Annotated in this window: 17 protein-coding genes and 1 pseudogene; 4 read left to right on the forward strand and 14 right to left on the reverse strand. The window is 63.9% G+C overall.

Features of this window, described 5'->3' with window-relative positions; translation table 11 throughout:
- Window positions 1–57: 57 nt before the first annotated feature.
- The gene (locus QK444_RS02640) at window positions 58–1,431 is read right to left on the reverse strand and encodes an AarF/ABC1/UbiB kinase family protein (RefSeq protein WP_282776721.1); all 1,374 of its coding nucleotides are present in this window, start codon (window positions 1,429–1,431) and stop codon (window positions 58–60) included.
- A gap of 104 nt (window positions 1,432–1,535) precedes the next feature.
- Between QK444_RS02640 and QK444_RS02645 the strand changes: the two genes are divergently transcribed.
- Entirely contained in the window at window positions 1,536–2,216 is a 681-nt protein-coding gene (locus tag QK444_RS02645; protein WP_282776723.1) for a TetR/AcrR family transcriptional regulator, read from the forward strand.
- Here the strand turns inward: QK444_RS02645 and QK444_RS02650 are convergent.
- Window positions 2,211–3,449, reverse strand: a complete 1,239-nt coding sequence (locus QK444_RS02650) for a helix-turn-helix domain-containing protein (RefSeq protein WP_282776676.1) — start codon at window positions 3,447–3,449, stop codon at window positions 2,211–2,213. The genes QK444_RS02645 and QK444_RS02650 overlap by 6 nt on opposite strands.
- Before the next feature lie 395 nt (window positions 3,450–3,844).
- On the opposite strand from QK444_RS02650, the gene QK444_RS02655 reads away from it, so the two are divergent.
- Window positions 3,845–5,923, forward strand: coding sequence for an AMP-binding protein (locus QK444_RS02655; protein ID WP_282776678.1), 2,079 nt, complete (start codon window positions 3,845–3,847; stop codon window positions 5,921–5,923).
- 8 nt (window positions 5,924–5,931) lie between these two features.
- On the opposite strand, the gene QK444_RS02660 is transcribed toward QK444_RS02655, so the two are convergent.
- From QK444_RS02660 to QK444_RS02710, 11 genes and pseudogenes are all read right to left on the reverse strand, one after another.
- Window positions 5,932–6,090 carry a hypothetical protein gene (locus tag QK444_RS02660; protein ID WP_282776680.1) on the reverse strand — a complete coding sequence of 53 codons (159 nt, stop codon included), beginning with the start codon at window positions 6,088–6,090 and terminating at the stop codon, window positions 5,932–5,934.
- Between the two features lie 291 nt (window positions 6,091–6,381).
- Window positions 6,382–6,966 carry a hypothetical protein gene (locus QK444_RS02665; RefSeq protein WP_282776681.1) on the reverse strand — a complete coding sequence of 195 codons (585 nt, stop codon included), beginning with the start codon at window positions 6,964–6,966 and terminating at the stop codon, window positions 6,382–6,384.
- Window positions 6,967–7,076: 110 nt separating this feature from the next.
- A complete protein-coding gene (locus QK444_RS02670) occupies window positions 7,077–7,715 on the reverse strand; it encodes a hypothetical protein (protein ID WP_282776683.1) in 639 nt (212 codons plus the stop codon).
- A 25-nt stretch (window positions 7,716–7,740) separates the two neighbouring features.
- On the reverse strand, window positions 7,741–8,982 hold the full coding sequence (locus tag QK444_RS02675; RefSeq protein WP_282776684.1) for an MlaD family protein: 1,242 nt from the start codon (window positions 8,980–8,982) through the stop codon (window positions 7,741–7,743).
- Entirely contained in the window at window positions 8,979–10,226 is a 1,248-nt protein-coding gene (locus QK444_RS02680; RefSeq protein ID WP_282776686.1) for an MCE family protein, read from the reverse strand. The genes QK444_RS02675 and QK444_RS02680 overlap by 4 nt, the downstream gene beginning before the upstream one ends.
- The gene (locus tag QK444_RS02685) at window positions 10,226–11,455 is read right to left on the reverse strand and encodes an MCE family protein (RefSeq protein ID WP_282776688.1); all 1,230 of its coding nucleotides are present in this window, start codon (window positions 11,453–11,455) and stop codon (window positions 10,226–10,228) included. Before QK444_RS02685 ends, QK444_RS02680 begins: the two co-directional genes overlap by 1 nt.
- A 1-nt stretch (window position 11,456) precedes the next feature.
- Window positions 11,457–12,470, reverse strand: a complete 1,014-nt coding sequence (locus QK444_RS02690) for an MCE family protein (protein ID WP_282776689.1) — start codon at window positions 12,468–12,470, stop codon at window positions 11,457–11,459.
- Window positions 12,470–13,543 carry an MCE family protein gene (locus QK444_RS02695; protein WP_282776691.1) on the reverse strand — a complete coding sequence of 358 codons (1,074 nt, stop codon included), beginning with the start codon at window positions 13,541–13,543 and terminating at the stop codon, window positions 12,470–12,472. Before QK444_RS02695 ends, QK444_RS02690 begins: the two co-directional genes overlap by 1 nt.
- Window positions 13,540–14,871 (reverse strand): MCE family protein, encoded by a 1,332-nt coding sequence (locus QK444_RS02700; protein ID WP_282776692.1) that lies wholly within the window; start codon window positions 14,869–14,871, stop codon window positions 13,540–13,542. The genes QK444_RS02695 and QK444_RS02700 overlap by 4 nt, the downstream gene beginning before the upstream one ends.
- A gap of 16 nt (window positions 14,872–14,887) precedes the next feature.
- Window positions 14,888–15,754: an ABC transporter permease gene (locus QK444_RS02705; RefSeq protein WP_282776694.1), complete on the reverse strand. Its 867-nt coding sequence runs from the start codon at window positions 15,752–15,754 to the stop codon at window positions 14,888–14,890.
- Between the two features lie 3 nt (window positions 15,755–15,757).
- Window positions 15,758–16,530, reverse strand: a pseudogene (locus QK444_RS02710) (ABC transporter permease).
- Between the two features lie 166 nt (window positions 16,531–16,696).
- Between QK444_RS02710 and QK444_RS02715 the strand changes: the two are divergent.
- Together QK444_RS02715 and QK444_RS02720 are read left to right on the forward strand one after the other, a co-directional pair.
- Window positions 16,697–17,581 carry an AraC family transcriptional regulator gene (locus QK444_RS02715; RefSeq protein ID WP_282776696.1) on the forward strand — a complete coding sequence of 295 codons (885 nt, stop codon included), beginning with the start codon at window positions 16,697–16,699 and terminating at the stop codon, window positions 17,579–17,581.
- A 269-nt stretch (window positions 17,582–17,850) separates the two neighbouring features.
- Entirely contained in the window at window positions 17,851–18,267 is a 417-nt protein-coding gene (locus QK444_RS02720) for a MarR family winged helix-turn-helix transcriptional regulator (RefSeq protein ID WP_282776697.1), read from the forward strand.
- A 66-nt stretch (window positions 18,268–18,333) separates the two neighbouring features.
- Here the strand turns inward: QK444_RS02720 and QK444_RS02725 are convergent, their stop codons facing one another.
- A complete protein-coding gene (locus QK444_RS02725; RefSeq protein ID WP_282776699.1) occupies window positions 18,334–20,955 on the reverse strand; it encodes an aminotransferase class III-fold pyridoxal phosphate-dependent enzyme in 2,622 nt (873 codons plus the stop codon).
- Between the last annotated feature and the right edge of the window lie 13 nt (window positions 20,956–20,968).

The following is a 20,968-nucleotide window of genomic DNA, read 5'->3' on the forward strand; positions in this document are numbered from 1 at the left end:
TCAATCCCCTATGGTCGAAAACCTCCGGATCCAGACCAAGCTCCGCCACCGCCAACGCTATTGTTCGGCCTGCCACCCTGCCATAACCTGTCCGATATCGGTTGCCGGTCGCTCACCGTAAAGCCATTCCCGAGCGAGCCTGTGCCAGTTGGCGGTTGTCTCCAGCTGTCCGAGAGCAGCGAAGGTGAACAGGTCGGTACGCCGGGAGAACACGGTCTCCGGGGGCAGCATCTGCTTGCGCATGCCGCGGAATTCGTTAGCTCTCGGGTCGATAGCGAGCACCACGGCGCCGGTGGCGAGTTCAGGGGTGATGGTGATCTCCTCGTCCAGGAGGTGCCACCCCGCTGCGGCCCATACGTATTCGAGACATTCCTGTGCGGTGACCCCCGACATCGGATCGACGATTCCGCGGTCGAGCCACTGCTGGAACAGGTCCTCGGCCCGATACTCGGCTGCGGCCTGCAAAGCCTCGCGCTCATACTCGACATGCACCGGATCCATCCGATGATAGAGCCCGAAATCCACGAAACAGACCCGACCGTCGGAAGCCAGCAGGACGTTTCCTGGATGCGGATCACCGCAGAACTCGTAATCGGCGAAGATCGAGCCGATGTAGAAGCGGTAGATCAGCTCACCGATCCGATCCCGGTCAGCGGCGGGCAGCTTTCGAAGCTCCGGGAAGTCCTGCCCCTCCACGAACTCGGTCACGAGAACGTGGTCGGTACAGAATTCTTCGACGCTGTCGGGCACCGTGATGAAGGGGTGCCCCCGGTAGCGTGATGCGACTCGGTGCTGGGTGCGGGCTTCACGTGCATAGTCGAGCTCGCCACCGATATTGCGCGCGATCTCGTCCAGCACGTCGGCATCAGCCGCGCTGGGCAGCATCGACTTCCAGAGTCTGCTGAAGAACGTCAAATTCTGCATATCGGATAGGACTGCCTCGTCCACACCCGGATACTTCACCTTCACCGCGACGCTCCGCCCATCGCGCAGCCGTGCCCGGTACACCTGACCGATCGAGGCCGCGGCAATCGGAGTCTCGTCGAAGTCCGCGAAGATCCGCGATATCGGGCCGAGATCATTCTCGATGACCTGACGCATCGCCGGGAAGGGCACCTCCGGTGCCCGGTCGCGCAGCTCGGCGAGCTTGAGTCGAAAGAGCTCCCGATGCGACTCCGGAACCAGGTCGACGTCGAGCACCGAGAGCATCTGCCCCAGCTTCATCGCCGCACCCTTCATACTCCCGAGCACGGTGACCAGTTGTTGTGCGGCCTGCAATGCCGACCGCTCGGCGAGCATCTGCCGGACCTGATCGGACCGGCCGAGCATCGACAGCCTGGTCCCGACCCCACGCGCGGCCTGCTCAGCGGCGAACATTCCGAGCCGTCCGCCACGCGCCAGCCGACTACTGGGCACTCGACCAGTAACCATCCGTACCTCCCGGAGAAGCCTCTGGGGAAACAACTTACAGCCGCATCGACGCTCACACCCTACGATGATCAATGTTCGGTTACACCGCACAGAATGGAGCTGTGATGCCGCCGAAGGCCACCCGGCAACGCCGCCCACCGACTCAGGATCGCGCGAAGGCGACCCGAGAGCACATTCTCGATACCGCCGCGCACCTGTTCGGTGAACGCGGCATCGCCGAGACCTCCACCAACCGAATTGCGGCGGAGGCCGGTGTGAGCATCGGAACGGTGTATCGCTACTTCCCGGACCGCACCTTCATTGTCGATGAATTGCTCGAGCGGATGCTCGTCAGCGCTGAAGCGAGCTTCACGGAGTGGATGACGCGACGCCCACTGCAACCAATCGATGACTTGGTCGGCGCAATTCCTCAACTGGTCACCGAGATATTCGAGGTCTTCACCGAAGATCTGGCCGAGAACGCGAAGCTTGTCCGCGCGATGATCGCTGGCGTTCAGTTCTTCCGCAGTGGCATCCCCGAACTCGAGCCACGGCTCCGGCTCCTGGTCAAGCTCTTATTGATCCAGGTACTCGGCCCTGGAGACGACGAGAAGTACGACACGATGACATTCGTGCTGATCAATACCGGTTTCGCGGCGGTGCTCCGAGCCTCGTTGCCATCGGTGGACAGTCAGGAGCGGCGGCGGGCGATAGCCATGACCGCCGGGATGATCGCCACGTTCATTCAGGCCGAGATCCAGGAACCCAAGGTGTATGGCGTGGAATCGGTATCGATACCGTCATGACGTGCCCGAATCGGTACTTTCTCGGAACGAGCGGGCAATCAGCGCCGACCGCAGCTGCCATAGCCCCGACGTAGCAGTCGGATCCAATCCGGTGAGTCGACCGATGCGCCGGAGCCGATAGTCCACGGTATTGGTATGGATATGGAGTGTTCGCGCCGTACGCTGACGATTGAGATCGTTGCTGATATGACTCCGCAGCGTCTCCATCAGTTCGGGATAGGCGTCGAGCGGGTCCAGTAGTGAGCCGAGGATTTCCCGCCCCGGGCCTGGCCGGGTGAGTTGATACTCCAATGCCATATCGGTGAATCGGTACAGTCCCGGAACACAGCGCAGACGCTGAACCATGTCGAGTAGTTCATGCGCCCGGTCGGCAGCACCCGGTACTGCTCCGACCGAGGCAGTGACGACGGCCGCGGTCACCGGTACATGCGCGGCAGCCGACAACTGGGCTATCAGCTCATCGAGTTCATCATCAGCGTATGTACTGGTGGGGATGAGGATGGTCCCACCATCCACGCTGAGCAGGGCGAGCGCGCTCTCGCCGCAGCGGGTGGCCAGCGCCGCCTGCAGTCGGCGCAGTTTGCGACGCGCGACGACCTTTGCGTCCAGTGTCGGCGACTGCTCATCCGGGTGCTTCGAAATAGCCAGTGCCAGAACGGAATACTCCTCCGCCAGGGCGATCCCACATTCACGCGCCATGGTGGATGTGGGATAGCCGCCGAGTAGCGCGGAGGTGAGTGTGTGCACCGCGTTGTGATGTTCGCTCACCACTGCCTTGTGCTCACGGATGTAGGCGTGCGCGACCGTCCCGCTCATGGTGTCGAGCAGCTCCACCACCCGTTTCGCGCCATCCATCATGCTGGCGTAGTCCTGGGGCGTCGCGTTGCCCACGATGAGATCCATACCGACCTTGAAGCCTTCGTGGATGGCATGCAGGATCGTGGTGATCGGTACGCCTTCGCGCGCCCACCCGGCGGCAGCGCTCGCGAGCCGATCGGTCTTGGCCGCGATGTCTCTGCCGTCGAGCATGCCTACCGACAGCTCCAAACAGATACGAGTCACGGCGGTGATGTCACCGGAGATGATGTCGCCGGGCAGGGTGCCGCAGGTGATCACGTTCTCGATGAAGTGTCCGACCAACTGTTGCGACACCCTACGCACGTCCTGCAAAGGCGTTGACATCGGTTTGCCGGACACGGTGAGGCCCGGTCGAAGCATCCCATTGGTTGTCATCGTCGACTCCCTTCCGCCCAGTTGCTGCGGTTCTTGCGATGATCGAACCCTAAAGTGAATACCAGCTCACATTCCACTCCTCTTCGCTCGGCGGCGAGGCATGGGCCGATCATGTCCGTAGCCTGCGAGTAATCCCCCAGCGTGAGCGATTCGGTGAAGTCCGACAGTCGAAGTGCTCGCGTGCCCTCTCACTTTTCGCTGAGCCACGTGGCCTGAGGAGCTGGAACGCGGTGAACACGCACCGGCCGCAGCCTCGTCGTGACGCCGTCCCACTTCGGAGGCACTCGTGATGTGCATTCCGACAAATATGTAGCAACCGCGCCCGTGGTGAGCCCTCGACGGCGGTACCGTCCGCTTTGTCCCGGCAGGCGACGGGACGCACGAGGAGTTGCGAAATGGTTGCCGAAATCGTCGAAGTGGTTCACACTCTGCCGCTGGCGCGGCAACTGGTCTGGAACATTCTTATCCAGCCGGAGAGCTACGCCCGGCTGTTCAACGGAGTCGGTGGTCTGGAACCACTGGAACGGGACGAAAGCTACTGGCGCGCAGCATTTCGTGTCGGTACACCCGAAGTCGGAATCGAAACCGTCGAGGTGAAGCTGGCGATCCGCCAGTGGTACGACCGCCTCGAACTGTCCGCCCCACAGGTGGGCGCGCTGGCTACGATTCGGTTGCAGCGTGAGTTCAGCGACTATGACGCAACCGAGCGCACGGTGGTGCGGGTTACGTTCTTCGCCGCTGCTCGCGCACACCCGGCGCTGGATCGGGTGTCCAAAGCGGCCGTAGGCGCTTGGACCCGGGCGGGCCTGCGACACGTACTGGGACTCGCCCGACAGGCGTCGACATCCGTTGTGATCAATGGCGAGAACCTCCCACTGCGCCGACGCACCAGGACCGCTGGGCAGATGATGCGGACAGGCGTCTTGGCACCGAGCCGACCGGACCGCGGCATGCGGCAACTGGCTGGGCTGGCGAAGTGGCGGTTCACCCTTGCCGGCGGGTACGCGGCGGGCGCGGCACTCGAACCCGATCGACCGGCGCTGATCGACGACCACGGCACACGCACCTTCGACGAGGTGCACCGACGCACCACCGCCCTGGCGACCGCCATGGCCGATCTCGGCATCGACTCCCACCATTCGATCGGCTTACTGGCACACAACCACGCCGATATGGTCGAAACGATGGTGGCCGCAGGCAAGCTCGGCGCCGATCTGGTGTTGCTCAACGCCGGGCTCTCCGGCCGACAGCTCGAGGAGATCGCTCAACGCGAACGCCTGACGGCACTGTTCGTCGATGCCGCCCTCGAGCCGTTGGTGAGCTACCTGCACGACGGTGTTTCGCGATACATCACGGGCGCTCGACGCGGGCGCGACGACCTGTCCACCATCGACGATCTGATCGCACTCGGTCATGATCGAATCCCCAAGCCCGCCCATCCCGGGCGGCTACTGGTCCTGACGTCCGGCACCAGCGGCATTCCGAAATGTGCTCGGCGGCCGCACGCGAAGGGCTTCGGCACCATCGCGGCGCTGCTGTCGCGAATTCCGCTGCGCATGCGGGAGACGATGCTCATCCCGGCCCCTTTGTTCCATACCTGGGGCCTGGCGGCGTTGCAGCTCAGTACCGCCTTGCGCGCCACCGTCGTGCTGCCCGAACAGTTCGACGCCGAGGACTGTCTGCGATTGATCGCCGAACACCGAGTCACCTCGCTGATCGTGGTACCGACCATGGTGCATCGCATCCTGGCGCTGCCAGCCGCGGTCCGCGACCGCTACGACACCAGCAGTCTGCGGATCGTAGCCAGTTGCGGCGCACCGCTTCCGGCGGCCACCGTGCTGCGCTTCCTGGACGATTTCGGTGACGTCCTCTACAACATCTACGGTTCCACCGAGGTGTCCTGGGCCACCATCGCCGGGCCGGAGGATCTGCGCGTCTCCCCCACCACCGCGGGTTGTCCACCCCTGGGGACCAAGGTGGCGGTGCTGGACGCGGATGCTCGCCCGGTTCCGATCGGAGCCGTAGGACGGATCTTCGTCGGCAACCACATGCTCTTCGATGGCTACGTCGCCTCGACACCACCGGCCGAGGCCGACGGAATGCTGGATACCGGCGATCTCGGATACCTCGATGTAGCGGGACGACTGTTCATCGCCGGGCGCGACGACGAGATGATCATCTCCGGCGGGGAGAACGTATTCCCGCGCCCGGTCGAAGAGGCCCTGTCGTTCCTACCGCAGGTGAACGACGTCGCCGTGGTCGGAGTACCTGATTCCGAATTCGGTCAGCGCCTGGCAGCATTCGTCGTCAAACACCGGGGCTCCGGATTGGATTCCGCCATGATCCAGAACTACATTCGTAATCGCCTGGGCCGTGCCGCGGTTCCGCGAGACGTATCCTTCCTGACCGAGTTGCCTCGCACCGCCAGCGGTAAAATCGTCAAGCGGTTGTTGGGGACCGGCCAAGCAGTATGAGCTGACGATCAACGCCAGAGACTGCGGCAGGGCAACTGCCGCAGTCCCGGCCGAATATGGTCGTCGACAGTGACCAGTAGTCCGAGATGACCGGCGGCCGCGGCGAACTCGGCCGCTTCGGGCCACGTCGCCAGATATTCGAGCACCATGCCGGGTTCGGAATCCACTCGACAAAAATATACGGTTACCCGGCAGGTGAGTGTTACATCCACCTCGTCGTGTACGACATGATTCGTGTAGCGTTCCATTGCAATTGCGTTCCTTCGACGACGGTGTCAACTGCCCGATTCGATCGATGGAATCGGTGCAGCGGACGCAATAAATACGCTAGGGATCCGCTCCCCGCGCAGACGGGATATGCCGGCCTTTCTGGACGATTCACAGCAGAACGCAGGGTGCGCTGTGCGGCGCCCCTGCGTTTCGTGGTAGTCGGTCTGCGGCTACAGCCGGGACCTGCCTCAGCGATCGTGGATCTCACTCGCCAACCAGGTGCCGTCCACTTTCCGCATACGCAACACGATGGTCCCGGAAACGCTCTGCTGAGCAACGCCGTCCTTGTCCGCGGCGACCGTCAGATTCACGAGCAGTTCGGCGCGATCGGCGGTGAGCATGGTGACGCCCACCGGCTCGGCGGCGGCTTGCACGCTCGTCTTCGCCTGCTCGATGGCGTCGACGGTAGTGGCCGAGAATTTGTCCAGGTCGGTCAGCATCTGGCCGGTGACAACGCCGCGTACAGCAGCGTCGTAGCCATCGATCGTGTTCACGTCATAGCCGTAGATGGTCTGCAACGTATGAACTGCCGCCGCTTTCACTTCTTCGGTTGCGGCCGTGTCGACAAGCGCCATATTGGCGTCGTTCATGCCGGATTGCATAGCCGCGAAGACCGCGAATCCACCGAACATCACCGCACCCACCGCCGCGGCCACGACCGTACGCCACGAGCCGTGCCGCCCGAAATCGAAGCGGGGGAACGACATCCAGCGACGGAACCTCGTCGCCGAGTGATCCACCGGGGTGGACTGCGCTGCTGCGGACTCTGTCATGACGCCGTCGGTCTGCTCCGAATCGGCGGGCCCCTGCGCGGGCCGTGATTCCGAGGGCCGCCGTTTGGTGGTGACTCGGTTCACCGGTCGTCGAGTTGTCATCGGTACTCCTACGATCCGGGCTGTGTGGTGGGTGCCGGTTCCGGGACAGGTGCCGGTATCGGTGGTTCGGGGGCGGCACCCGAGTTATCGAGCAGCACAGGCTGAGTCAGCGATGCCACCTGGTCGGTCTTCCATACGTCGCCGTCTTTGATCATGTCCAGGCTCCAGGAGTATCGGTAACTCGACGTCGACTTGTCCTGCTTGGTCTCGGTCACCTTCATGACGACGAGCGCCGTAGCCCGGTCCAATTCGCTGTTCAGCGAAGTCAGTGCGGCAACCTGCACTTGCGATTCCATCCCGACACCGGCCTGCCGCGCCATCTCTTCGGACTTCTCCCGGTTCTGGTCGGCCGAATCCAGAATCGCGCCTGTCATGGAGGAGCGGGCCAAGGCCAGTGAACCAGGAATATCGTCGATCTTTATCGTGGTCATGTTGATCGCGGCCTGGCACGCAGCGGCCAGAGCGGCTTCACGCGCGTCCGCGCGGGGCCCATCGGTGAAGTAGGCTGCCCGCACCCAGCCGCCACCGAACCACAGTGCCGCAAGCAAGGCCGCAGCCAGCGCCCCCACCGCCGCGGCGGTGAGCGGCGCGGGTGGACGCGTGACGCCGGCCGTCACCTCCGCGGAATCGTTTATTTTCGTCACCATTCGCACCTCACGTCATGGTCGTCGGTCACCGCTTCGGCGTGACCCCGAGCAGAGTCGCCACCTGAATGGCGATCGGGCTCACATCGAGCTTGTCCGGGTCGGTTTTCGGGGTGTTGTCCCATGGTTGCGGGATGCTCGGATCGGCGTACTCGGCCCGCGCTCCACCTCGTACGCCGGTCGGATTACCGAAAGGCACGGTGCATTTGGCGTCGGCATTGAACGGAAAGTCGTCCACAGTATCGTCGAAGTCCGGATTCGCGGCCTTCATATCCGCCAGGATCTGGTGCGTCCCCTCGTAACCGACCGAGCAGGCGGGCGGATAGTTCAGCTCGAAGACGTAGCCGAAATGCGTGGTGCCGTCACCGGGCGCGGCGGCCGATCCGCCGAACGAGATTGGTGGCATCATCATGAGAATTGGTTGCAGCGCATAAAATTTCGGCGACACTGTCTTCAGTAGCGTACGTAGCGAGGTCAGATTCTCGGTGAGATCCGGACCACTGTCGGTCACCAGTCCTTCGATCTGCTCACCTGCCTCAGCGCCGGTGCCGATCAGACGGCGCACATCCGGGTCACTGTCACGCAATTGCGCGGTGAGCTGGTCGAGGCCCTCGCTGAACTCCCGGATAGCACCCGACTGCTCGGCCTGGGTGCCGAGTGCGGTCCTACCGTCACGGATCAGCTGGATGGTCTGCGGCAACGCCGTGTGGAAGTCGGTGGTGATGTTGTTCAGCGACTGCACGAGAATCTGCATATCATCGCCCTTGCCATCGAAGGCCTTGCCGAGTTCGGTGATGGTGGTGTGCAGGGCGGCCAGGTCGACCGACTCGGTGAAGTGGTCCACGCTGGCGAGCAAGTCCTCGACCGGAACCGGTGTCACTGCACCGTGGATCACCGAATTATCGTGCAGGAAGGGTCCATTCGGGCTGTCGGGCTGCAGGTCCAGGTATTGCTCGCCGATGGCCGAGCGGCTCGCGACCACGGCGGTCGCCGACGCCGGTATCCGGGGTGCGCCCGAGCTGATGTCGAGCCGCATCGCCACACCCTCCTCGGTCAGCTCGAGTTCGCCGACGCGCCCCACCGGGACCCCGCGGTATGTCACCTCCGCCCCCTGGTAGAGGCCGCCGGTCTGAGCCGCCTCGACCCGTACGTGATAGACGCCGAACCCGAACATCTCGTCCAGCCGCACATACCTGGCACCGACATAACTGATCCCGACCACGGCGATCACCACGAAGGCGATCAGCTGATAACGAACCAGACGAGTCATCGCGGACCACTTTCATCAGCGGGAGCGGGGACCACCCCGAGGTTTTCCAGCAGCGGCGTCAGTACGCCCGGCAGGGTGGGCAACGGCGGCACGGGCAACGTCGGCAGCAGGGTGATCGTGGGCCACCCGGGACGCGGACCATTGCCGTTGTAGTACGGATTCGTCGGGTTCACCGTAACCGGCGGGCCGAACGGTGGCGGGGTGTAGACCGGTTCGGGTTTGCCCACGCCGAAATTGCTCATCAGAACGCCGATCTCCATATCGACCGAGAGCCAGGTGTTGACCGATCCACCGAAGGTGCTCTCGAGCGCCGCGTCCGGGAACGGATAGGTGGGAAAGAGCGGCAGCCCCGTGACCAGATCGCCAGCGCCTTTCGCCAATTCCTGCAGGATGGGCCGCAGCGCGGACAGATCCTTGATCAAGTCGTCCTTAGCGGTGTTCAGCACATCGAACCCGGCCTGTCCGACGCGGTCCAGCTGAGTCAACAGCGACACCAGCTGGGGCCGCTGCTCTTCGAGGATCCCGATCCCCTCGGGCAGCTCGTCGAGCATGGCGCCGATCTGGTCGGTCTGGGCGCTCACCCGCCCGCTCAACGTGGCGAGGCCATCGATAGCCGCCGTGATGTCATGCACCTGTTCGTTCAATCCGGCGATCAGGGTGTTGGCCTGCTCGAGCAGGGAACGTACCTTGTCCTCGCGCCCGCCGAGCGCCTTGTTCAGCTCGGTGACAATGGGCTGCAACTGAGCCACGCCACCACCGTTGACGAGCAGCGACATCGCGCCGAGTACCTGCTCGACCTCGGTCGCGTGACGCGTACTGGAGACCGGGATCACCGATCCGTCGGTCAGTCGCGCGGTATCTGCGCCCTCCACGGGCCCGGTCAGCTCGATGTACTTCTCACCGAGCAAGTTCGATTGCCGTACCTCGGCGCGCGCGTTCGCGGGCAGATCGACCGAGCGATTCACCACGACACGGACGCTGGCGGTCCACATATCCGCGGCGAGCGCGATCTCCTCGACCCGGCCGACCGGTACGCCGTCGACCTTCACCGCGGATTGCGGCACCAGGTCGAGCACGTCGTCAAACTCGATCTCGATACTCATCGGATTGGCGCCGATATCCGCCCCGCCGGGCAACGCGACGCTGTAGATGCCGTCGGAGGCGCACGAACTCACGCCCGCGGCCGTCACCGCGATCACCACAGCGGTGACGAAACCGCGTGCGGTGCGGCGAATTCCGCTCATCATCGATCTCCCTGTTCCGAGGGCGGAAGTTGATTGGAGGGGGTTCCGGGCACCGTCCCGGGCACCGGATCGCGCTGCAGGTTCTCATTGCTGAGAATGCCGAACGGCAAGATCATCGGCGATTTCACCGCCGCGGCGAGCGAGTCCGCGATCGTCGCGCAGTGGTCGAGCAGCGGCCGTAGCTGTCGGCTGACCTCGTCGAAAGTCGGGTTGCCGGGCATCAGTTTGCCCAGATCCATGAACTTGCAGATCGTCCCGAATGGATCCTGTAACTGGTCCTGGAAATTGGACCGCATGTCCAGGGTGCCGGCTTCACCGTTGTGGATGCCGATCACATTGCTCATCGCTACCGGGATGACCGGCAGAGCCGCCGCGATATCGTCTCGGTGATCGGCAAGATTCTTGGTCAAAGCGGTCAACGCATCCGCGTTGTCCGCGATCTTTTCCCTGTTGTCCGACACGAAACCGGCGACATCGCCGAGGGCGATCGAGAGCAGGTTCAGTGCGTTACCGAGACTTTCGCGTTCGCCGGCCAGGAATCCCGACAGATCCGCCAGCTGGCTGTTGAATTCGCGTACTTGCTGATCGTTGGCCGTCAGCATGGAGACGAAGATCTGCAGGTTCTTCACCGTCTCGACGATGTCGCCCCGCGAATCCGACAGCGTGTGTGCCGCACGGGAGAGCTGCGTGATGCTGTCGGCCATCGCCGCACCGTTACCCGCGAGATTCGCCGCTCCGGTTCGAACGAGCTGGTTCACCGCGCCTTCGCGATTGGCGCCATTGGGTCCGAGAGCCTCCGACAGTTCGGTGATGCTCTCGTACAGCTGATCGACCTCCACCGGCGTCACGGTCCGCTCGCGGGGGATGGTGGCACCGCTTTCCATGGTGGGGCCGCCGCGATAGACCGGGGTGATTTGGATGTAGCGATCCGAGACCACCGAGGGGGTGACCAGGGCTGCGCTGGCGTCCGCTGGAATATCGAAGCGGCGCTCGACCCGCAGCGTCACCTTCACCTGCTCACCGATCGGCTGCACGGACTCCACCGAACCCACCGGTACTCCGAGGATCCGAACATCCGAACCCTCGTAGATCCCGACCGTCCGATCGAAATAGGCGGTGATCCGGGTGCTGGTTATCCGGCCGTATCCCCACGACAGCGCGGCGGCCGCGACCAGGACCACGACCACGGCGAGGGCGATACCGGGCAGGGATCGAATCCTACGGACCATGTCAGTTACCTCCGATGGTGCGGATCGGCGGCCGGACACCGGGAATCTCCGGCAACGCGGGCGGCGAGAGGTTCACGATGACGGCTTCGAACCACCTGCCGTTTCCCATCACATTGGCGTAGAGCTCATAGAACGGCGCGGCGAGCTCCAGGGTCTTGGCGATGTTGGCCTGGTTGTCGTTCAAGGTTCCGATCGCGGTACGCAGGTTGGTCAGGGCCGTGCCCATCTGCTCCTCGTTGTCCTTCACCAGTGCACTCAGTTCGGCGGCCAATGTCTCAGCGCCGGTCAGCAATTGGCGGATGGCCTGCTGACGGAAGTTCAGCTCGGCGAGCAATACCCCGCCGGACCCGAGCAACCGCTCGAATTCGGCATTGCGGTCCGCCAGCACCGCCGTGGTGCCCCGGAGCGCGTCGAACATCTTCAGCAACTGCTCGTCGCGGCTGGCGATGGTCGACGAGAGCCGAGCGATACCGTCGATCGATCCGCGGATCTCGGTCGGCGTGGTCGCGAATGCCTCCGAGAGCACCTGCATGCTGCCGGCCAGCTGCGCGGTGTCGATCTGATCGAATTTGGCGGCGGCGTCGGTGAACGCGTCGACGACGTCGTAGGGAGACAGGGTGCGCGACAACGGGATCGGCGTATCCGGGTCGGCCGGATTCAGTCCTCTGGGGTCCAGCGCCAGATACTTCTGACCGAGCAGTGTCTTGATCTGGATAGAGGCGGTGGTCTCATCGCCGATCCACGCGCCGGAGGTGCGGAAATCGACGAGCACCTTGTCGCCGTCGAGATACACGTCCGATACCTGGCCGACCTTCACCCCCGCGATGCGGACCTCATTCCCCTTCTTCAAGCCGGCGGCTTCGGAGAACTCCGCGGTGTAGCTCGTGCCCGCCCCGAGGAAGGGCACCCGATCGAGGAAGAAGACGGCGGCCACGGCCAACAGCACCACGCCGATACCGAGTCGGCCCACCGTGGCGGTACTGCGTCGACCGCGCTGCAATATCCGATACTCCATCAGCGGGCCTTCCCGTGGCATCGAGGGGCCGTGTTCGTGTACACGGGCTGGTTGATCGTCGGCATCGTGGGCAGGTTGAGATGCGGAGCGTCCTGGGCACCGGTGCCGAGCTGAATGTCGAGACCGCAGAGATAGAACTGGAACCACCCGCCGTAGCTGCCTACGCGCCCGAGCTTCTCCATCTTCACCGGCAGGGTCTCCAGTGCCGCGTTCACTTCGTCGGAACGCTCGTTCAGAGTGCCGGTGAGTTCATTCAAGCCCGCGATCGCACCCTGCAGATTCGGGCGTACCGGTACCAGCAGGTCCGCGGTGGCCGCGGCCAGGTTCCCCATCGAAGTCACCGACCGGCCGACCGTGTCGCGTTCAGCGGACAATCCGCTCACCAACGCTTCGGTGTTCACGATGAGTTGGTCGAACTGATCGTCGCGTTCGCTGACGGCGGTGAGCACCGCGGTCAGATCGCGCACCAGATTCCCGATCACCGCGTCCTTGTCGGCGATCTTGTTGGTCAGCGATGCCGTCGTGGCCACCAGGTCGTGGATGGTGCCCTGCTCCCCTTGAAAGACCTGGATGATCTCGTAGGACAGCTTGTTCACATCGTCCGCGGTGAGCGTGCGGAACAGCGGACGGAATCCGTTGAACAGCGTTGTCAGATTCAGTGCGGGCCGGGTGCGATCCAACCCGATGGTGGCTCCGGCGTTCAGCTTGCCGCCCTGTTCGCCGGCGCCTTGCTCGAGCGCGATGTATCTCTGCCCCACCAGGTTTCGGTATCGGATCGACGCAGTGGTCGAGGCCGGCAGCCAGTTGCGGTCGTGTAGTTCGAACTCCACTTCGGCTTCACGCCGGTGCACGATCCCGACCTCGGTGACCTTGCCCACCCGCACACCCGCGATGCGCACCTCGTCGCCGGGCACGAGCGAAGTGACGTCGGTGAACCGGGCCTTGAACACTGTGCCACCACCGGTGTAGTTGGCGATCGACAGTGCCAGGACGGCGGTCGCGAACAGCGTCACCATCACGAAGACGGTCAGTTTGACGAATGGGCCTCCCAGGCCGCGTAAACGTCCTTTCATCGGAAACTCACCTCACTGCCACGGAAAGCGGGCGCGACGGCCCGAGTCAGCCAACCGGGCACGGACTCCGGGGAAACATCGTGCGCCGCACCGTAGATCGCGCCGAGTGAGTCCTGCTCGCCCGGTGAGCCGGCCAAGGTGGGCTGCTGTCCGGCGGGGAACACTCGAAGCTGCGGTTCCGGCAGATAACCGGTGGTCTGATCGCCGGGATTGCGGCTGGGCGGTTGGTAGGCGCCGTCGTTCGGGGGTCCGCTCGGGTATTGCCCCGGGTCGATGCCGAGGGGCAGTTCGGGCAGGCACCACGGGCCGCGGTCGTCGAACCAGCGCGGCTCGTCCTGATTGGGCAGATACCGCCCGCGATTGTTGACGAGTTCGATCGTCACCCTGGTTCCCGGCATATCCGTGCCCTTGCCGAAGAGCTCGTCGATACGCGGCTTGATCTGCGCGAAGTTCGCCAAGGTACAGGCGTATGTCGGAGCGAACTTGGCGAGCTTCTCCATCGCCGGACGCGAATCGGCAGCCACATCGATGATGTTGTCGCGGTTGGCGATCAGGAAGTCGGCGAGCGTCAACGAGCTCGGTGTCACGACCGCGTACAGATTCTCGATATCGGCGCGACGCTCGACGACGGTCGCATTGGTGGTGCGGAAGTTGTCCAGCGCCTCGACCAGTTGCGGGGCGGCATCGGAATAGGTATCCGCTACTGTGGCGAAGCGCTGCAAGCCCTCTCGCAGTTCCGGCATCACCGCGTTCACATCGCTGAAAATGGTGTCGAGCTTGTCCACCGTCGATCCCAGCGCCTCGCCCTGACCCGACAGCGCCTGCGAGAGCGCACCCAGCACCGCGGCGAGATCCTGCGGCGGGATGGCCGCCAGCAAGGGCATCAGATCATCCAGCAGCTTGCTGACCTCGATGGCATTGCCACTGCGGTCCTGCTGCAGGGTGACGCCGTCGGTCAGGCGAGCTGTGCTCGGTTCATCCGGAATGACCAGCGCCACATACCGTTCCCCGAACAGCGTCTTCGGCAACAGTCGAGCGGTCGCGTTCGCCGGAATCCAGCCGGCCTTGTCCGGGTCGATCGCCAGATGCACCCGCACCTGCCCCCGTTCGGAGCGGCTGGACCGCACCTCACCGACCGTGACGCCGCGAACCTTGACATCCGCGTTGCGGCCCAATGCGTTTCCGGCGCTGTCGGTAAGGAGCGTCACCTCGACGGTGCGGACGAAGGTCTTGTTGTACACCGCGACGGTGGTCGACAGAAACAGGCCAGCCATCGCGAAGAATGCGATACCCGCTAACCGGACACGCGTCTTCCTGGTCCTACTCAATGCGTGAACTCCCTGCTCATCCAGCGATCCTGACGGTGGTTGTCGTGCCCCACAGGGCGAGGCCGAGAAATAGGTCCAGCACGTTGACCAGCACGATGGCCGCACGCACCGCTCTGCCGACCGCTACACCGACCCCTGCGGGCCCGCCGGTGGCATGGAAGCCGTAATAGCAGTGCACCAGGATGATGACGAACGCGAAGACCAGTACCTTGAGGAACGAGTACAGGACATCCTGCGGTGGCAGGAATAGTCCGAAATAATGGTCGTAGGCACCACTGGACTGGCCGTTGAACCAGATGCTGATCAGCCGAGAGGCAACGAACGTACCGAGCAGCCCGACGATGTACAGCGGTATCACCGCGACGAAACCAGCGATGACCCTGGTGGACACGAGGAAAGGCACACTCGGCACCGCCATGACCTCGAGCGCGTCGATTTCCTCGGAGATCCGCATGGCGCCCAATTGCGCGGTGAAGCCACAGCCTACCGTCGCCGAGAGCGCCAACGCCGCAACCAGAGGCGCGATCTCACGAGTGTTGATATAGCCGGTGAGGAAGCCGGTCAAGGTGGCACTGCCGAGCGTATCGAGCGCCTTGAATCCCTGTAGCCCCACGACGACGCCGACCGATCCGGACATGAACACGATGACACCGATGGTGCCGCCGATCACCGCGAGTGCACCGGTCCCGAAGGTCACCTCGGCCAACAACCGCATGACCTCCTTGCGGTAGTGCACGACGGTGCGCGGGATCCAGGCGACGGTGCGGGCGTAGAACGACATCTGCTCGCCCGCCTGGTCCACCACATTGACGGGCGCTCGAACGATTCCGCCGAGTCGCCGGGACGACCGCGCGAGCAGCGGTGGTTGATACTTCGTCGCCATTCGTCATGCCCCCTTGGCGGGAACGAGTTGGAGATAGACCAGCGTCACCAACAGGTTCACGAAGAAGAGCACCATGAAGGTGATGACCACCGACTGATTCACGGCTTCGCCCACGCCCTTCGGCCCCCCGCTGGGACGCAGGCCCTTGTACGAGGCGATCACGCCGGCGATGAACCCGAACAGCAGCGCCTTGATCTCCCCGACCCACAGATCGGGTAGCTGCGCCAGCGCGGAGAACGAGGCCAGGTACGCACCCGGCGTCCCCCCTGCAGGAGGACGTTGTAGAAGTAGCCGCCCGCGATGCCGACCACCGACACCAGTCCGTTGAGCAGCAGCGCGACCAACATCATCGCGAGCACTCGTGGCACCACGAGCCGTTGGATGGGATCGATGCCGAGGACCTCCATGGCGTCGATCTCCTCGCGGATGGTGCGCGAGCCGAGATCGGCCGCCACCGCGGAGCCGGCAGCTCCCGCGATGATCAAAGCCGTCACGACCGGGGCGGCCTGCTGGACGGTGGCCAGCACACTGGTCGCACCCGTGAAGGATTCGGCGCCGAGCTGTTTGATCAGCGATCCCGTCTGCAGTGCCACCACGGCGCCGAATGGGATGGCGACCAGTGCGCTGGGCAGAATCGAAACACTCGCGACGAACCACGATTGCTCGATGAACTCCCGAAACTGAAAAGGCCGTTTGAATGTTTTGCGCAGCACATCGTTCGATAGCACGAAGATATTGCCGACCTGGCTGAAGGCGGAATCAATAGATGACCGCAAGTGCGCCGGGTTCGAATTCACCGGGCGAACGTTAGCAGCGAAATAGTTTGCGACACAGCGTAGTTGCCATTGCTGTGCGAGATATCGATATCCCGCACATATCGTTGTGACGAGTCACTGCGAGTACTCGGGCCAATTTCACCCAGTGCGCCATATGCTGTCACGTATGGCCGATACTTCCGTAGCCAGATCCGCGCCCTCGCAAGCATTCCGACCGATTGTCAACGAATTGGGAGACGATCCAGGAGTGATGCCGATCGCCCTGGCGACGGCGTTGCACAGTTCCTCGACGCTGTCGGGCGCGCTGCACGCGGCCTCGCAACAACTGTCCAGGCACGGCCGGTCGTTACGCATCGTCGTGGTCCCTGACCCCTATCAGGCTCAGGGCGTTGTCGCGCTCCGCTACGGCCCACCGACCTACGATCGTCGAAGCCGCCAGGCCAACGACTTCGACCTGGGCTTGATACATCGAATCCTCACGGCGCTGGCGGGCCGCAGTTATGGGCTGCGCAGCGTCGAGTTGCCCTACCAGGCACCCGCGCCGTTTTCGATGTACGAGAGCTTCTTCGAGGCTCCGGTGCGGGATCGTCGACCCGCAGCGCTGTTCCGTATCCCCCACTCCGTGCTGACCTGGCCTATCGCCGAGACCGCCGAGAGACAGGTGCGTGAACTCGCTCTGACCACGCTCGACCGACAACTCCCCGAAGCACGCGCTGAGCTGTCGCCGCAGGTCGCGGCCGTGGTTGCGCGCATGCTCGGATACACCGTCCCAGACCTGGGCATGGTCGCCGATACGTTGCGCGCACACCGACGCACACTGCAACGCAGGCTCGAACAAGAAGGAACCAGCCTGACCGCCATAGTCGACGACGTGCGCAGACGGGAGGCACACCGCTATCTGACCGTGACCGACGTGCCCATGGGTGAGATCGCACGCCGGCTCGGCTTGTCGAGTCCATCCGTGTTCACCCGGTGCTGTCGCAGATGGTGGGGCCGGACACCGAGCGCTGTCCGGGCTCGTCGCACCACGCCCGGAGCCGTGCCGAGCTGAGTGATTGTCACGCTGAGAAGAGAATCCGACCAGGGCGTCGCCGAGAGCGGCCGACACCCGCACTTCCGCTGCAGAGGATCGCGATGACGAATCCGTCCCCCCGCCTCCACTACCACTACAGCGGTACCCACTCACCGGGAACCGAAAGAGCAGGGTCGCATATCGTTTCCGACCGAGGGGCCGGACTCCCCCACGTGGGCCCGGAGCCGCCAGGCCGCGTCGACCCGACCGAAATGGCAGCACGGCTTCGGATAATCTCCGGACTGATAGTGCACCGCACGCGCGATAGCACCGCCGTCGCGGAACTGTCCCCCACACAGGTATCGATTCTCGGCCGTCTCGGGCGCAACGGTGCGCTGTCGTCGGCCGACCTCGCGAAGAGCGAACGACTCAAACCCCAGACGATCCGCAACCTCGTCGACGGCCTCCGCACCCGCGGCCTCGTCGTGGGTGTACGCGACAGCGTCGACGCCCGTCGAAACATGTTCGCGCTCACCACCGAGGGACGCGGCTGGGTACGTGGGAGGCGGGCCACGGCCGCGGATCGCGTCCTCACCCGCGTCCTGACCGAGCAGCTGAGCGAGACAGAACTGGCGACGGTCACCGAGGCATTGTCGTTGTTGGAACGGCTCGCATTCGCTCCGCCGGACCCACCCAGCACTCACCGCGATACGCTGACGGGGTAGAAGTGCGTACCGCGGTGAGTGGTTCGCGAGGGTGCGGTGGCGCATAGCGCCGCCACACCATCACTCCTAGGTGACGAAAAGCTGGTCTGCCAGCATCTCGTCGAGGCTCTTCTCGAAGGCGTGCGCGATCTGGTCGAGATCCTCGGTATCGTGCGCGGCGCTGATCAAGAAGCTGTGCATCTCGGGCAGATAGACATAATGCTTGCGCATGTAGTATGCCAGCGCGATCGTCGCCTTGAAGTTGCTGCCCCCCATCCGTTCCCGGTACAGGCCAGCGGCACGGTGGCTGAAGTTCAAGGAGAATATCGAGTGCCGTGCATTGATTCGGCATGCGATACCACGCGACTGCGCGGCCTCGCGCATCAGTTGCGCGAGGTACTCGGTATTGGTGTCGAGTTGCGAGTAGATTTCGCGGTGCGCATCCAGGTGGTCCAATACTGCGAGACCGGCTGTGCACGTGAGCGAATTGCCACTCAGAGTGCCCCCCGCGAACACTTTGTTCTCGTAGTCGTAGAACGGATCCTGGGAACTCTTGGCCATATCGATCAGATGGCGCTTGCCGATCACCGCCCCGCAGGGCAGCCCGCCACCGATCACCTTGCCGAGGCAGGTGAGATCGGGGTGCACGTCGGCCAGCACCTGCGCACCGCCGTAGGCGACCCGGAACCCGGAAACCACCTCGTCGAAGATCAACGGGATATCGAGTTCGGTGCACAGGGCCCGCAATTCGCGCAAGAAGTCCACGTGCAGCGTGACCACCGAGGTCGGCATGGGTTCGAGGAGAACACAGGCCAACTCGTCGGCCTGCTCTCGCAGCCGCGTGAGCCCGGCGATATCGCCGTACTGCAGCACGGTGGTGCCCGCGACCGTGGCCGGATCCGTGCCGAGAGTTCCGGCCACCGGCTCGGGCCGGTCCCTGGGACCGGAGAATCGGAACCACGAACTGACCATCGCCTGATCGGAGAACCCGTGGTAGTGCCCCTCGAACTTGGCCACCCGGGTCCGGCGCCGGTATCCGCGCGCCATCCGAATGGCGAACAGGACCGATTCGGTACCCGAATTGCACAACACCGCCTTTTCCGCGGCAGGGAAGGCCTCGACCAGCTTCTCGGCCAACTCGAGTTCCGGTGCGTTGCCGATGCCGTTCACGAGCCCCCTGGCAAGACCACTCGCGATCGCCGCATTGATTTCCGGATGCGCATAGCCGAGCAGGTGCGGCCCATAACCGCCGGACAGGTCGATGAAGCTGTTGCCATCGCAGTCGGTGACACTGCCGCCGGCGGCCTCGGCGACGAACACGGGGAAGCTGCTCGGGAAGAAGTAGCGGTCGATGTGCGTCGGCGCGACGAGCGTCGCCTGCGCCCGGTCGCGCATGGCCAGCGACCGGGGCATCTGATCCTGGAACTCGGCTTCGAACCGCTGTTCCACCTCGGTACTCATGTAGGGCGAGTAGCGGTCGGTGAACTTGCTGGCGTTGGCCCAGATATCGATCTCCGGATCTATCTGGGTCGCGAAACCCTCGCCGGAGAGGAAGACCAATTCCACCTTGGTGAACGTGGTCGTGTACCGCGAATCGTACCGCTGCAGTACGGCGTTGACATCGTTGAAGTACGCGACGGTCGACCACCGGTTGCTCGAGACGTCGAAATGATGGCGCAATACCCCTACCATCTCGGCCTCATAGGACGCGTACTGCGTGGTCAGGGTTGGTGCGGAGAGCACGAAATGGCGGGTGAAGCGGTCGACTGCGATCGTCCACTCCTTGCGGCTGCACGCGTAATAGAAGGAGGACAATCCCCATTTCTCGTCCTCACTGAGCTCGGCTGTCACGCCGTAGTCCACCAGGATGACTTCCCCTGCGGGAGTGAACATCACATTGCCCGGATGCGGATCACCATGGCAGATGCCGTGCATGTACAGCATGGTGTAGATCACGTCCTGCAGCCGCTGCGCGAGGCGTTCACGCGGGAACCCCACTGCGTCGGCGAGCCGACCGGGAATGCCCTCCATGTACTCCATGACCAACATGCGCTCGGTGACGAGTTCCGGTAGCACGGCGGGGATTCGCACGAACGGATGGGACGAGAAGTTCGCGTGGATGCGCTGCTGCTGGGTCGCTTCCTGCGTCATGTCCGCCTGCGGCCGCAGCAGCCGCGCCACTTCCTCGAACCGCTTGGGTAGGTCGAGGTTCCGCACCGGCCACGCCACGGCGTGCACGGCTCGTACCGCGGTACTCAGTGAACGCAGGCTGCCCTCGATCTGCTCGGGCACCGAGTCCTTGACCAGTTTCACCGCGACCTTGCGGCCGTCGAGTAGTTCGGCGACGTGCACCTGGGCGACGGATGCGCTGGCGATCGGCACCAGGTCGAACGATCGGAAGGTCTTCTCCATCGCGCCGCCGAGTTCCCGCTCGACCGCCCGCCGGGTCCGGTCCTCCGCCATGTGCGGCGTGTGATCCTGCAGCACGCGCAGGGTGTTCACCCAGGTTTCCGGCAGCAGGTCCGATCTGGTCGCCGCGATCTGACCGATCTTGATGTAGATAGGCCCCATCCGCAACAGGAAGGCGAGGATCGCGTCGGCCCGACGCTGTTCCGAAGTGGCTCGGGCACGCGACCGCACGGCCCCGAGCGAGTATTCGGCGGCTCCGAGCGCCGCGCAGCCGACGACCTTGGCGAGATGTGTGAACATGTGACAATCCGAT

This window comes from Nocardia sp. CC201C, from assembly GCF_030010695.1.
GTDB lineage: Bacteria > Actinomycetota > Actinomycetes > Mycobacteriales > Mycobacteriaceae > Nocardia > Nocardia otitidiscaviarum.

What these genes read in the sequence shown, in the direction of transcription:
- QK444_RS02640 (WP_282776721.1), bottom strand. Translation starts at nt 1,431, where the DNA reads ATGGTTACTGGTCGAGTGCCCAGTAGTCGGCTGGCGCGTGGCGGACGG.
- QK444_RS02645 (WP_282776723.1), top strand. Translation starts at nt 1,536, where the DNA reads ATGCCGCCGAAGGCCACCCGGCAACGCCGCCCACCGACTCAGGATCGC.
- QK444_RS02650 (WP_282776676.1), bottom strand. Translation starts at nt 3,449, where the DNA reads ATGACAACCAATGGGATGCTTCGACCGGGCCTCACCGTGTCCGGCAAA.
- QK444_RS02655 (WP_282776678.1), top strand. Translation starts at nt 3,845, where the DNA reads ATGGTTGCCGAAATCGTCGAAGTGGTTCACACTCTGCCGCTGGCGCGG.
- QK444_RS02665 (WP_282776681.1), bottom strand. Translation starts at nt 6,966, where the DNA reads ATGACAGAGTCCGCAGCAGCGCAGTCCACCCCGGTGGATCACTCGGCG.
- QK444_RS02670 (WP_282776683.1), bottom strand. Translation starts at nt 7,715, where the DNA reads ATGGTGACGAAAATAAACGATTCCGCGGAGGTGACGGCCGGCGTCACG.
- QK444_RS02675 (WP_282776684.1), bottom strand. Translation starts at nt 8,982, where the DNA reads ATGACTCGTCTGGTTCGTTATCAGCTGATCGCCTTCGTGGTGATCGCC.
- QK444_RS02680 (WP_282776686.1), bottom strand. Translation starts at nt 10,226, where the DNA reads ATGAGCGGAATTCGCCGCACCGCACGCGGTTTCGTCACCGCTGTGGTG.
- QK444_RS02685 (WP_282776688.1), bottom strand. Translation starts at nt 11,455, where the DNA reads ATGGTCCGTAGGATTCGATCCCTGCCCGGTATCGCCCTCGCCGTGGTC.
- QK444_RS02690 (WP_282776689.1), bottom strand. Translation starts at nt 12,470, where the DNA reads ATGGAGTATCGGATATTGCAGCGCGGTCGACGCAGTACCGCCACGGTG.
- QK444_RS02695 (WP_282776691.1), bottom strand. Translation starts at nt 13,543, where the DNA reads ATGAAAGGACGTTTACGCGGCCTGGGAGGCCCATTCGTCAAACTGACC.
- QK444_RS02705 (WP_282776694.1), bottom strand. Translation starts at nt 15,754, where the DNA reads ATGGCGACGAAGTATCAACCACCGCTGCTCGCGCGGTCGTCCCGGCGA.
- QK444_RS02715 (WP_282776696.1), top strand. Translation starts at nt 16,697, where the DNA reads ATGGCCGATACTTCCGTAGCCAGATCCGCGCCCTCGCAAGCATTCCGA.
- QK444_RS02725 (WP_282776699.1), bottom strand. Translation starts at nt 20,955, where the DNA reads ATGTTCACACATCTCGCCAAGGTCGTCGGCTGCGCGGCGCTCGGAGCC.